Origin of the sequence: Xanthomonas prunicola (assembly GCF_002846205.1) — a bacterium.
In the GTDB taxonomy this organism is placed as follows: Bacteria; Pseudomonadota; Gammaproteobacteria; order Xanthomonadales; family Xanthomonadaceae; genus Xanthomonas; species Xanthomonas prunicola.
Genome location: NZ_PHKV01000001.1, coordinates 719080 through 731441, shown reverse-complemented (window position 1 = coordinate 731441; position 12362 = coordinate 719080). Strand labels below are relative to the sequence as shown.

Annotated in this window: 13 protein-coding genes; 9 read left to right on the top strand and 4 right to left on the bottom strand. The window is 61.9% G+C overall.

Annotated elements, in window-relative coordinates; genetic code table 11:
- Positions 1 to 6: 6 nt before the first annotated feature.
- On the bottom strand, positions 7 to 336 hold the full coding sequence (locus tag XpruCFBP8353_RS03235; RefSeq protein WP_081340661.1) for a hypothetical protein: 330 nt from the start codon (positions 334 to 336) through the stop codon (positions 7 to 9).
- A 266-nt stretch (positions 337 to 602) separates the two neighbouring features.
- On the opposite strand from XpruCFBP8353_RS03235, the gene XpruCFBP8353_RS24510 reads away from it, so the two are divergent.
- Positions 603 to 2204, top strand: coding sequence for a MobA/MobL family protein (locus tag XpruCFBP8353_RS24510; protein ID WP_101361883.1), 1602 nt, complete (start codon positions 603 to 605; stop codon positions 2202 to 2204).
- A 52-nt stretch (positions 2205 to 2256) separates the two neighbouring features.
- On the opposite strand, the gene XpruCFBP8353_RS03225 is transcribed toward XpruCFBP8353_RS24510, so the two are convergent.
- Positions 2257 to 2598: a hypothetical protein gene (locus XpruCFBP8353_RS03225; RefSeq protein WP_070698044.1), complete on the bottom strand. Its 342-nt coding sequence runs from the start codon at positions 2596 to 2598 to the stop codon at positions 2257 to 2259.
- Between the two features lie 478 nt (positions 2599 to 3076).
- On the bottom strand, positions 3077 to 3337 hold the full coding sequence (locus tag XpruCFBP8353_RS03220; RefSeq protein ID WP_101361882.1) for a hypothetical protein: 261 nt from the start codon (positions 3335 to 3337) through the stop codon (positions 3077 to 3079).
- Between the two features lie 578 nt (positions 3338 to 3915).
- Between XpruCFBP8353_RS03220 and XpruCFBP8353_RS03215 the strand changes: the two genes are divergently transcribed.
- The 4 genes from XpruCFBP8353_RS03215 to XpruCFBP8353_RS23305 all read left to right on the top strand — a co-directional run bounded on the left by XpruCFBP8353_RS03215 (position 3916) and on the right by XpruCFBP8353_RS23305 (position 5849).
- Entirely contained in the window at positions 3916 to 4602 is a 687-nt protein-coding gene (locus tag XpruCFBP8353_RS03215) for a thermonuclease family protein (protein WP_455685159.1), read from the top strand.
- 111 nt (positions 4603 to 4713) lie between these two features.
- A complete protein-coding gene (locus XpruCFBP8353_RS03210; protein WP_101361881.1) occupies positions 4714 to 5106 on the top strand; it encodes a hypothetical protein in 393 nt (130 codons plus the stop codon).
- Between the two features lie 90 nt (positions 5107 to 5196).
- Positions 5197 to 5589, top strand: coding sequence for an H-NS histone family protein (locus tag XpruCFBP8353_RS03205; protein WP_101361880.1), 393 nt, complete (start codon positions 5197 to 5199; stop codon positions 5587 to 5589).
- Positions 5590 to 5660: 71 nt separating this feature from the next.
- Positions 5661 to 5849 carry a hypothetical protein gene (locus XpruCFBP8353_RS23305; RefSeq protein WP_133125613.1) on the top strand — a complete coding sequence of 63 codons (189 nt, stop codon included), beginning with the start codon at positions 5661 to 5663 and terminating at the stop codon, positions 5847 to 5849.
- Between the two features lie 234 nt (positions 5850 to 6083).
- Here the strand turns inward: XpruCFBP8353_RS23305 and glgX are convergent, their stop codons facing one another.
- On the bottom strand, positions 6084 to 8216 hold the full coding sequence (gene glgX, locus XpruCFBP8353_RS03200) for a glycogen debranching protein GlgX (protein ID WP_101361879.1): 2133 nt from the start codon (positions 8214 to 8216) through the stop codon (positions 6084 to 6086).
- 501 nt (positions 8217 to 8717) lie between these two features.
- Here glgX and rimK point away from each other — a divergent pair.
- The 4 genes from rimK to XpruCFBP8353_RS03180 all read left to right on the top strand — a co-directional run bounded on the left by rimK (position 8718) and on the right by XpruCFBP8353_RS03180 (position 12291).
- Positions 8718 to 9605 carry a 30S ribosomal protein S6--L-glutamate ligase gene (gene rimK / locus XpruCFBP8353_RS03195; protein ID WP_101362455.1) on the top strand — a complete coding sequence of 296 codons (888 nt, stop codon included), beginning with the start codon at positions 8718 to 8720 and terminating at the stop codon, positions 9603 to 9605.
- Positions 9606 to 9817: 212 nt separating this feature from the next.
- Positions 9818 to 10207, top strand: coding sequence for a hypothetical protein (locus XpruCFBP8353_RS03190; RefSeq protein WP_101361878.1), 390 nt, complete (start codon positions 9818 to 9820; stop codon positions 10205 to 10207).
- A gap of 79 nt (positions 10208 to 10286) precedes the next feature.
- Positions 10287 to 10964 (top strand): response regulator transcription factor, encoded by a 678-nt coding sequence (locus tag XpruCFBP8353_RS03185; protein WP_003490678.1) that lies wholly within the window; start codon positions 10287 to 10289, stop codon positions 10962 to 10964.
- Positions 10957 to 12291 (top strand): sensor histidine kinase, encoded by a 1335-nt coding sequence (locus tag XpruCFBP8353_RS03180; RefSeq protein ID WP_162300930.1) that lies wholly within the window; start codon positions 10957 to 10959, stop codon positions 12289 to 12291. The genes XpruCFBP8353_RS03185 and XpruCFBP8353_RS03180 overlap by 8 nt, the downstream gene beginning before the upstream one ends.
- Positions 12292 to 12362 lie beyond the last annotated feature (71 nt).

Genomic DNA, 12362 nt, shown 5'->3' with positions numbered 1-12362 from the left:
TGGAGATTAGTGTGCAGCTGCCGTCGTTGGTGATTTGGCTGGACTCTTTATCTTGATAGATCCCAACATACGAGCCTCGACTTGGATTTCCTGAGAATGTCGCCGTTTAGCATGAAGCAGTAAGGCCCCTACGAGTTCCGCATCATCCAACTTCTGGACTCCGGCCAAGAAGACTAGGTCCGCCACGCGATGCCTTCGATTCATTTCTTCCCGCTTTGCTATTGCTAGCGACTTCGCTTCACGGCGCTGTTGCGCTAAAAGCTCGCGCGCTTGACGCTGAGCCAGTCGCTCCGTGGCGCGTTGAATTTGGTCGTGATAGTGATTAGTGTTGGTCATGGGTTTCTCCTGCGTTATGGAAATGAGTCAAGCAGGAAAAAGGCTCGCGTCAAGCATCGAGGTGGCCTCGAATTTCGTCCGCATCGAAAATCGAAAAGCTTGAAAAACAGGGCTTCAAAGAAAGAAGCAAGAGCGCACCTAGGCGTTCCTGCGGAACGCGTGCGCAAAGGGCTTCGCCCCTTGAACCCCAAGCGCCCAGGGCGCTTGCGAAAATCCAAAGCCGAGGCATAAACCAAGCAACCCCATCGCTTCGGAGTCGCCGCCTCATGGCCATCTACCACGCCAATGTCAAAACCTTCAGCCGTGCCAAAGGGCATTCCTCCATTGCCGCTGCTGCCTACCGCGCCGGCCTGCTGCTGGAGGACGCGCTCACCGGCCTGCGCCACGACTACCGCCGCCGGGACGGCGTGGTCGAAACGCGCTGCATTGCTCCCGAGGACGCGCCCGATTGGGCTCTGGCTCCCGCTGAGCTCTGGTCGGCGGCAGAGGCGGCTGAGCGTCGCAAAGATTCGACGGTCGCCCGGGAGTTCGAGTTCGCGTTGCCACACGAACTCGATGACCTCCAGCGTTCCGACTTGGCCGTGGAGGTTACCCGCGCCTTGGTCGATCGCTACGGGTTTGCGGCCCAGGCCAGCATCCACAGCCCCGGCAGCAAGGATGGCTTGAACTGGCATGTCCACGTGTTGGCGACGACGCGGCGCATGGGGCCGGCCGGCCTCATGGACAAAACCAAGGAGTTGGACGGCGGGCCGTCGGGACGTGTCGAGGTGCAGTGGGTGCGCGAACTCATCGCCTCCACCATCAACGCCCACCTTGAGAAGGCGGCACTGGAGATTCGGGTGGACCACCGAAGCCTGGCCGCCCAGGCGGACGACGCTCTGGCGCGTGGCGACCTGGCCGCGGCTGCCGTGCTCTCCCGGAAGCCCACCAAGCACGTCGGCAAGAACGGCACCGCCCTAGCCCGGCGCGGCCAGCCGTCGGAGCGTTCAGACGCAAACCGTCGAATCGAAGAGACCAACGAGGAGACCTTCCGAAAACTCATCGCCGTATTCGAGCAGGAAGAGCGTGCCATGCCGGTGCCCGACGGTCACAGCCAGGCCCAGGCCGAGCGCGAGGTCCGCCGACCTTCTGACGTGCTGTCCTTGCCGCTCAGACGCGGGGCAGGGCACATCGAGGTGTCCCGCAGCATGGCGACCATTGCCCGTGGGCTGGGACTGATGGAGGCCGAGGAGGCCAAGCCGTCGCGCGCGCCACGTTCGGTCGCCGAGCTTGCGGAGGAGGCCAGCGACGAGTGGGGCGTGGCTGTTCAAGCGGATCCCCGCCTGGCTCAAAACCTCCAAGCAACCCTGGACCTGCTGCAATGGATCAGGGAGCGTGTGACTGCCTTCGCCGAGGAGGCCCGGCTCCGTCCCGACCTCAACGAGCTACTGCGGCGGTTGCGGCGCTTCAAGGCAACGGCCATGAAGTTCGCCCGGCGGCTACTGGCGGTGCGCCGAGCCGAGAAGCTGCACCACATGGCCGAGAACGCGTGGCACGACTTCCTGGCGAACAATCCCGAGCCTGGGACCTCATGGACGCAGGGGGATTGGAAGCAGCGGCGTGGGCGTCGGTTGAGCACCCTCGAAGCCCGAGCCGCAGAGCTGGCCGATGCAAGGGCCAGGGTGACCCCGGAGGAACAAGCCCTCTGTGAGAAAGAAGCGTCGGCCAGTGCGGCGCATCTGGAGGCTTGGAGCCGGGACATGCTTCAGCGCTATCCCCTGCAGCTCGACATGGCGAATCAAACCGATGAGCCGCATCCAAGCCCTGCCATCTCCGCCCCTCCTATCCCTGCCCCTGCCTACGTTCCCAAGCCGCCGCGCTTCCACTGAAACCAAAGAGCCCCGCACTGCGGGGCTCAATGTTTGCGGGCGCTCGGCCGCTTCAGTGAAGGGTCGGACGCTTCTTGCTGCGGACTGGGTCCAGGTGTGCGTCCTTGTTCTTCCGGCCCGCGCGCCACTCGTCTATCGATGGTAGCTCCCGAACGATGACGGCTTCCCGTGTGCGCACCGGTTGGGAGGGCTGGGGAGGAGCGTGCTCCAAGGATTGGGCGGCGTTGCCCGCACCTGGCGGCTTCTTCTGGCTGTAGACGATCAACTCACCAGCGGACGCCCAGGCGTTACAGACATTGCGTTGGCGCACCAGTGGCTCGTCAGAGAGCGTTTGGCTCATCAGCCCGGCAAGCAGTTGGCCAGCGATTTCGAGTTGTTGGGGATGGGTTGTCATGAAAACTCCTGCGTGTGGGGAAGTCCTCATCCAACCAAGAATCGCCACTTCCGCAAGAGCTCGCTTCGGGCGCCATTTCACAAATTTGAATGCGGGCAAGGGTCTCATGCTAGGTATGCGCTTTAATCATATTTGCAGCTGAATGTCTCGACCCATGCCCGGCATGTGCCGACCCTGCTTCGGCGCAGTGACGCGTTCGGGATCTGGGTTGCCGTTCTTTCGGGGTGTTTGGTTTCCAATAACCCGGACTCAGCACATGAGCCTTGAGTCGCCGGCGCCCGCTTAGCTATGATCGGGTATCACGCGGGGTATCATGAAAGGTATCATTTTGGATCACCCGCCCCGGGGATAAGCTAGGAAAATCAATTGGTTGGCGTGGGAGGATTCTGTTCCCATCGCCCGCTCCATGTTCATCGAGGCTTTCGGAGAAAATATCCGCTCCGCAATATATGGAGCGCTCCGCAATTAGGCGTCTTGGCTAATCGATTGAATCCAGATAATTCTGAGCGCGCATGGCATCATCTTCGCTCGCAGCTCGGAAATCCCACATGCTGATCTGCGCTGGCGGCGACGATTTATCGGATTCGCTAAAGGCCGTACAGCCCGTAATCGGAATCCAGCTTCCAAGGCGGTTGCAATCGGGGATTGCGGCTTCAACAGCAGCGCGCTGCGCGTGGTCAACAAGCAGCGACAGCTTGTTGAACTGCAGGCAACGGTATGGCGATTCAATTGTCATCATGTGCGCGATCTCTGCATTTGATTAATGCAATTCTATTCAGCAAATCCGTTGGAAATGCGCGTAACGGCAGCGTTATATTCAGGGTGTGGGCGGTCTTCGTCTCGCTGTTGTCACACCATCATTTCGTCGGCGTCGTCTTGGCGCCCTTCCGCTTTCGCACATACGATTTCTGTTGTGGTGACCGATGTATTCCACAGCTGAGGCTGGCCCAGCGAATGTCGCCAGCCGAATCCGCCTTGTCCGTGCCGGTCTTGGCACGCAGGCCGCGAAACTGGAATTCATCCTTGGACACACCAGCCGACTCGCGCTAGGTCGAACCGATAGCACATCTGCATGCACGTCATCCAATGCGTCGCTTGCCTGTTTTTGCGCATGGAGGACGCCTGAAGCATGCGCAAAGGGCGAGGCGAAAAAGATAGGCATCGCGGGTGGATTGGCTTACAGTGCCGGCCCCCGCGCTGGCAGTGGCTGCCGGCGCAGATGTCAGGTTCGATGGAACGCTTGACCAGGCCGACCGGCTGCACTGGCAACAAGGCAAGACACGCGGAGCGCGGTCTGCTGATTTAGAAAGGAAGTAGTTGTTGAAGTTGTTGAAACGCTGGGTGTTGTCGGTGCTGGTGGTTGTTGGTTTACCTGTCGGTGCGACGGAGCTGGTCGGTCGTGCGGCGGTGACCGATGGTGACACCATCACCGTTGCGCGACAGCGCATCCGCCTGTGGGGAATCGATGCGCCGGAGAGTGCGCAACAGTGCACCGCACACGATGGTAGCGCCTGGCCGTGCGGCCGCCGCGCTGCAGGGGCGTTGGACGGCTATCTGCTGGACAAAACGGTGCGCTGCCAGCCGAAAGATACCGATCGTTATGGCCGTACGGTGGCCGAATGCTTCGTGCAGGGGCAGTCCGTCAATGCCTGGATGGTGCGATCCGGCTGGGCGGTCGCTTATCGTCAATACGCCACGGCATTCAGTGCAGACGAGCGCATCGCGCAGCAGCAGCGGCGCAACATCTGGCAAGGCGCGTTTCAGATGCCGGCAGACTATCGCCGCGACAAGAAAGCACGCGCAGCAACGGCACGCGAAACTGTACCGGCGGCGCCGGGCAATTGCAGGATCAAGGGCAATATTTCCAGCAACGGCAACAAGATCTTCCACGTGCCGGGCCAGCGCGATTACGCGAAGACGCGCGTCTCACCACAGAAGGGCGAGCGCTTCTTTTGCTCGGTGACTGACGCAACTGCTGCTGGATGGAGACCGGCACAACGGTGAGGGCATGGCGGTGTCCCGTGGCTTGCCAGCATCCCAAGGTTCTGAATTTCCTTGCGTAGCGTCAGGGAGATCCCGATTGAGCCGGCTCTGGCGCCGTCGCATAGTGCAGGCATGACCACGCATTCCCAACTTGTCGGCGCGCTGATAAAAGGGATGCGCCGTGCCGAGTCTGCGCGGAAGGCGTTGATCGCCTACAGCGCCGGGCTCGCCAAGCAGACGAGTATCGACGAGGTCACGCCGGACAATGCGAATAAGGTCTTGGATATGTTCGCGCTCGATCCCGAGCAAATCCGCGAACTCGGGCTGATTGGGGTGGAAGAGCTGGGCGAGGCGGTCTACCACGCTTGGTCCATCAATGCCGGCGAGCTGGAGCGGGTGGTGCAGTGGTTTCGCGCGCCGCGAGTGGAGTTCGTCGGCAAGCACTGCAGCGAACTGATCCGCGCCGGGCGAATCGGCCCGGTCCTGACCATGGCCCGTGAGCAAGCGCTGCTGCGCCATCGCTGAGCGCCAGCAGGCCCGCACGGGCCCGGGCGCTTTACGCTGGGCGGCCTAGCGGCAATACTCGCTGACCCGCCCATACCGTATGTTTTGCCAATGCGCCAGGATCCGCCCGCTTCACCCTCCGCCGCCGCTCGGGCCCAACTGCTGGAAGAGCTGCGCAAGCTTGAGCAGGAAGAAGCGCAGCTGAAGTACGCCCAGACGCTGGAAGCCTTCGATCAAGTGATCGAGGTGCTTACCCAGTTCGGCAACCGTTTCAATGCCAAACAGAAATCCCAGATTGCCTCGCTGGCGATGACCGGCAAGACCAAAGGGCCGTTGTCCTCCACTGGCGAAGTCGTTGCCAAATACTGGATTCCGCATTCCGGCGAGACCTGGTCTGGTCGTGGCCGTACGCCGAAGGCGTTTAAAGCCTGGGAAGGCACCAGCTCTTACAAGGAATGGAAAGCCAATCATCCGGACAAGCGCTTTCCGTTGTATCCGGGCTGATCGTTCGATCAGTTTTTTGAAGGCATCGCAATCCGGCAATGCGTTGCTTTGCGCCTTCGATGCATTGGCGAATGGTTGACGCACCAGTGCCCGAGTGGGCTTTTGTGCATCGAAAGGCATTGGCGAGTGGTTCCGGCCTGCCGGTCAGCCGGGTTTTTAGCGCTTTATCGGGAATCGATGTCGCATTCAATGCCGAATTTTCAAGCAATGCTGACGATCTGTGCCGTGATGAACAAGGCATTGGTCGTGTTTCTGAGTGAATCTTCGGAGCATGGATGCCTGCAACTTTCACTGCCCTATCCGGGTAGTCAGCGATAACTCGTCCAGAGTAAAAGTGGCGCCACCCCTTCACGAGGGTGTTGCCACCGGCATCATCGTCAAGCGCACGCAAGACAGGTCTGTCATTTCGACGGCCAAAACGAAAACGCTTGCTGCCCACCGAATACCGGCAGGCAGCAAGCGTCGTTCATCGTTTGCGTGTTGCGTAGAGAACCCTATTGATCGCTCTTGCACTCGAAGACCGACACGCTGCGTGGCGGTGCCAGGAATTCGCTGGCACCGGCCGGCATCATGTCCACTTCCAGTGCTTCATCTGTCGAAAGCACCAGCTTCCAGTGCACCGGTTCATCCGAGGAGGGCAGGGTAAAGGTCACGCCTTCGTGATACGCATTGATGACGATCAGCAACGTGTCGTCGTTGGCCAGTTCCTTGACGCCGGAGGTCTGCGCCTTGCCTTCGAGCACTAAGCCAACCGAGCGCGCGCCGGCATCGGTCCAATGCGCATCTTCCATCTCGGTGCCGCCGGGATTGAGCCAGGTGAGATCGCGCAGGCCCGCTTCTTCGTTGTATTGCCCATTGAGGAAGCGGCCACGCGACAGAATCGGGTAGCGCTTGCGCAGCGCGGTCAATGCCTTGACGAATTGGGTGAGCCGGCCGTCGGTCGGGTCGTTTTCCCAATCCAGCCAGGTGATTTCGTTATCCTGGCAATAGGTGTTGTTGTTGCCGCCCTGGGACTGTGCACGCTCGTCGCCGCTGAGCATCATCGGCGTGCCTTGCGACAGCAGTAGCGTTGCAAGCAGATTCTTCATTTGCCGCTCGCGAATCTGCAGGATGTCGGCGTTGTCGGTGTCTCCTTCTTCACCGTAATTGCAGGACCCATCGTTCGAAGAGCCGTCGCGGTTGTCTTCGCCGTTGTCGCTATTGTGCTTTTCGTTGTAGCTCACCAGATCGCGCAGAGTGAAACCGTCATGCGCGGTGATGAAGTTGACCGAGGCCCAAGGGCGGCGGCCGCGGCGATCGAACAGATCGGCCGAGCCGGTGAAACGGGTCGCGAACTCGGCCAGCTTGCCATCCTCGCCCTTCCAGAACTCGCGTGCGTTGTCGCGGAACTTGTCGTTCCATTCCGACCAACCCGGCGGGAAATGACCCACCTGGTAGCCTCCCGGGCCGCAATCCCAGGGTTCGGCGATGAGTTTGACCTCCGACAGCAGCGGGTCCTGGTTGCAGGCGTCCAGAAAACCGCCGCGCTGGTCGAAACCGCTCGGCTCGCGCCCCAGGATGGTGGCCAGGTCGAAGCGGAAACCGTCCACGTGCATTTCGCCGGCCCAGTAGCGCAGCGAATCGTTGACGAACTGGATCACCCGCGAGTTGCTCAGATTGAGCGTGTTGCCGGTGCCGGTGTCGTTGATGTAATAGCGCTTGTCTTCGGCGAGCCGGTAGTAACTGGCATTGTCGATGCCCTTGAACGACAGGGTTGGCCCCAACTCGCTGCCTTCGGCGGTATGGTTGTAGACCACGTCCAGAATCACTTCCAGACCCTGCTTGTGCATGGCCTTGACCATGTCGCGGAACTCGTCGCGGTGGCCGCTGGAGAGGTAACGCGACTTCAGCGCAAAAAAGCCGATGGTGTTGTAGCCCCAGTAATTGCGCAGCCCCTTGTCCAGCAGATGCTGGTCATCCAGATACGCGTGTACCGGCAAGAGCTCGACGGCAGTGATGCCCAGCTCCTTGATGTACTGCAGTACCTGCGGCTGGGCCAGACCTGCGAAGGTGCCGCGCACGGCCTCGGGCACCTGCGGGTGACGCATGGTGTAGCCGCGCACGTGGGTTTCGTAGATGACCGTGTCGTTCCACGGCTTGAGCAGGCGCGCATCGTCGCCCCAATCGTAGGTGTCTTCGACCACGACGCACTTGGGCATGAATGGCGCGCTGTCACGCTCGTCGAAGCTCAGGTCACCGTCCGGATGGCCGACGGTGTAGCCATAGAGCTCGTCGGCCCAGATCAGATCGCCTTCGAGCTCGCGTGCATACGGATCCAGCAGCAGCTTGTTGTGATTGAAGCGGTGACCTTCGGTCGGCGCATACGGGCCATGCACGCGGTAACCATAGCGCTGCCCCGGCTTGGCATCGGGCAGATAGCCGTGCCAGATCTCATTGGTGTATTCGGGAAGGTCCACGCGGGTTTCGTTGCCCTGTTCGTCGAACAGGCACAGCTCTACACGGGTGGCATGCGCGGAAAACAACGCGAAGTTGGTGCCCTTGCCGTCGAAGACGGCGCCGCGGGGGAACGGCCGCCCCTGACGGATACGGGAGGGGTTGGCATAAGCCGCGCTTGCTGGACGTCGCATGGAGAGTCTCGGATGCGCCGGCATGCCGGCATTGAGGGGTCTCAAGCATCGCGTTTCCAGCTGTGCAAAACGCGTTACGGCAACAGGGGTGTGGCGTGAGGGCGGGCCGGCGGGATGGCGCAATTGAGGCATTGCCACGCTGGCCTGCCGGCAAATGCCGACGCGCCGCGTAGCGGCCAAGAGCAGGTCCCGTGTCGCCGGTACCCGATGCAGTGCGATCGCGAGCGTGCGCATGCCGCGCTTTACGCACATGCGCGCATGTGCAGCTTGAGCCTCACGCAGGCGCCCTGCTAGCATCGATCCTGCCGAGTTCGTGCAGCGACTGCGTGTCCCGGCTTGTCGCGGTACCGTCGTTCTTCCGTTCTCGGGATCCGTTGCGGTCGGCCGATGCGGTGTGCAAGGCGAGGCTGCCGTGCACACGTAATGGGCGCACTGCGCGGACTTGGGTCACTTCGTCATCAGACTCTGCCCATGTCCAAGCCGCGCCGTGTGCCTGCCGCGATGAAAATCGCCATCCTTTCCCGCAACAGCAAACTGTATTCGACCCGACGGCTCATCGAAGCCGGACGCAAGCGTGGTCACACCGTGCGCATTCTCGACCCGTTGCGTTGCTACATGCGCATCGCCGCCGACGGCTTCAGCCTGCACTACAAGGGCAAGCCGATCACCGGCTTCGACGCGGCGATTCCGCGTATCGGTGCCTCGGTCACCCGCTACGGCACCGCCGTGTTGCGCCAGCTCGAATTCATGGGCACCTACACGCCTAACCCGTCGGACGCCATCCTGCGCGCGCGCGACAAATTGCGCGCGCATCAGTTGCTGGCCGCGCAGGGCATCGACATGCCGGTCACCGTGTTTGGCGATAACCCCGACGACACCCAGGACCTGCTTTCCATGCTCGGCCCGCCGCCGCATGTGGTGAAGTTGAACGAAGGTGCGCAAGGCGCCGGGGTGATCCTGACCGAAAAGGCCAGCGCCTCACGCGGCGTGGTCGAAGCGCTGCGCGGGTTGTACGCCAATTTCATCGTGCAGGAATTCATCGGCGAAGCTGAGGGCGCCGACTTGCGCTGCTTCGTGGTCGGCGACCGCGTGGTCGCGGCGATGCGCCGTCAGGCAGCCGAAGGCGATTTCCGTTCCAATCTGCATCTGGGCGGCACGGCGGTCGTGGCCGAGGCCACCGAACTGGAGCGAGAGGTCGCGGTGCGCTCGGCACGCGCACTGGGCTTGGCGGTGGCGGGGGTGGACCTGATCCGCTCCAAACGCGGCCCGCTGGTGTTGGAGGTCAACTCCACCCCCGGCCTGGAAGGCGTGGAGGGCGTGTGCGGCGTGGACGTGGCCGGTGCAATCGTCCAGCACCTGGAGCAGTCCGTCCGCCGATCGGCTGACTAACATTTTTACCAAAAAATTAACGAAAATCTAATTGTCGCCTCGCTAGCCTCTCCCGACCGTAGCTCCGCTCTCGGCAGTGACGGTGATCGGGATGAACTTTTGGCCCAAGTGCGGTGTCGCACTTGGGCCTTTTTATGGACGGCTTGCCGCTGTTGAGGTTCGCGTCTACATTCGCCAATGTTAAATCGGTCGGGCACACAAGGAGGCGTCGCATGGCAAGGCGGTGGAGTGTTGCGGGGCTACTGCTCGCGACGGGCCTAGCGAGTGGTCACGCCATGGCGGACGTGCTCGAGATGGACAAGCCGTTCAAGCCACAGGCAACGCAGGTCCGTACCGATCTTGCGCAGGGCGAGAAGGACTCCGAGATCAGTCAGGATGAGCGCGTTAAGCTGAGCGTGGCGCGTGATCGAAGCGAAGCAGCATGCCAGACGCGGTCAGATATTCACGCACTGCCGCCAGAGCAACTGGCAGCCGTCCGCAACGATCAGGAGCTCGTCACCCGAATTTTGACCAAGGCACGCGAAGATCGCCGGCGTATGTGCTGGTGCAAGCGTGCACTCGGTTTGCAGATGACGACGAAGCAGGACATGACGGCTGCCTAGCGGCGCCATCAGACCATTGTGAGTCGAAACGAAATTTCTCGGCGCCAGCGCTAAAAACAGCTTAACCAATGAGGTTCCAGTGCGAATTCTAGTAATTGAAGACAACAGCGATATCGCCGCCAATCTGGGCGATTACCTCGAAGACCGTGGCCACACGGTGGATTTCGCCGCCGATGGCGTCACCGGTCTGCACTTGGCGGTGGTCCACGAGTTCGACGCCATCGTGCTCGATCTCAACCTGCCCGGCATGGACGGCATCGAGGTCTGCCGCAAGCTGCGCAACGAAGCGCGCAAGCAGACGCCGGTGCTGATGCTGACCGCGCGCGACTCGCTGGACAACAAGCTGGCCGGCTTCGACTCCGGTGCCGACGACTACCTGATCAAGCCGTTCGCGCTGCAGGAAGTGGAAGTGCGCCTCAACGCACTGTCGCGTCGTGGCAAGGGCGTGCATACCCGCGTGCTGGAAACCGGCGATCTGGAATACAACCTGGATACGCTGGAAGTGCGCCGTCGCGGCAAGCTGCTGCAGCTCAACCCGACCGCACTGAAGATCCTGCAGGCACTGATGGAAGCCTCGCCAGCGGTGGTGACGCGCCAGGAACTGGAAACCCGCGTGTGGGGCGAAGAGCTGCCCGACTCTGATTCGTTGCGCGTGCATATTCACGGCCTGCGTGCAGTGGTCGACAAGCCGTTCGATGTGCCGATGATCCAGACCCGCCACGGCATCGGCTATCGCATCGCTTCGCCCGATGCCTGACAGCACTAGCGACGCGCGGCCGGCGCGCACGCGCGGCCGCTATCGGCGGCGCCTGCGCAGCCGCATCATCTTGTCGTTCGTATTGTTGGGTTTCTGCCTGACGACCTTGTTCGCCTTCGCCACCAACTGGGCGCGCTCACGCGTGGAAAACCAGTTGGTCGAAGACGTGATGAATCGCAACATCGACGCCTTCGCGCAGCGTTTCTACTCCGACCCGATGCGCAACCCCGATCTGCCGTTACAGCAGATGCGCGGGCGCGTGGTCAAAAGCGACAAGTTCGAGGCGCTGCGCCGCGAACAACCGGAGTGGTATCAGCTGCCCGACGGCATCCACACCATCACCGGCGTGGATGAAAGCGGCAATACGTATTCGTACAAACTGGCGGTGCGCAAGACACCCAGCGAATGGTTCTTCCTCGCCTATGACATGACCCAGGCGCTGAAGGGCGAAATCCAGCTCAAGCGCACCCTCATCTTGTCGGTGCTGGTGTTCAGCGGGTTTTCGCTGCTGATCGGCTGGTGGTCTGCATCCAAGGTGATGCGCCCCGTCTCCGATCTGGCCGCACGCCTGCGCGCGTATCGCGGCGGCACCAGTCAACCCAAGCCGCTGGCCGCACATTTCCCTGACGACGAAGTTGGCCAGCTCGCCGAAGCGCTGGACGACTACTCGGCGCGTCTGACCGAAGTGGTACAGCGCGACCGCGAATTCAACGCCGACGTCAGCCATGAACTGCGCACGCCGTTGGCGGTCATTCGCGGCGCCACCGAGTTACTGCTCACCAAACCCAACCTGGACGAAAAGGTCCTGCAGCGGCTGCAGCGCATCCAGCGCGCCGAACAGCAATGCAGCGATTTGATCGGCTCGTTGCTGCTGCTCTCGCGTAACGAGCGCGGCCAAGGCAGCAGCAATGTGGCCAAGGTGGCCGAGCAACTCATCGACTCGCACCGCGCACAGCTCGGTGGAAAACCGCTGGAACTGCTGCTGGAAGGCGAGCGCGACTTGGTCATCGACGCGCCCGAATCCGCCTTGTCGGTGGCGCTAGGCAACCTGATCGGCAATGCGGTCAAGTACACCCAGGACGGCCAGGTGCGCGTCCGCGTGCGCGGCGACTGTGTGGACGTCATCGACTCCGGCCCCGGCTTGAGCGAAGAGGACGCGGCCAAACTGTTCCAGCGCGGCTACCGCGGCACCCATGCGGGCCATTCGCAGGGTGGTGGCATTGGTCTGTCGATCGTCAGCCGGCTGTGCGACCTCTACGGCTGGCGCGTCAGCGTGCGCCCAGGCCAACAGCGCGGCGTCATCGCAACCCTAGCCTTCCATCGCTAACCACTACCCGCACTCCCGTAGGAGCGCACCCGGGCGCGACAGCCTTACCCATGACGCCCCCACGCCGGGGG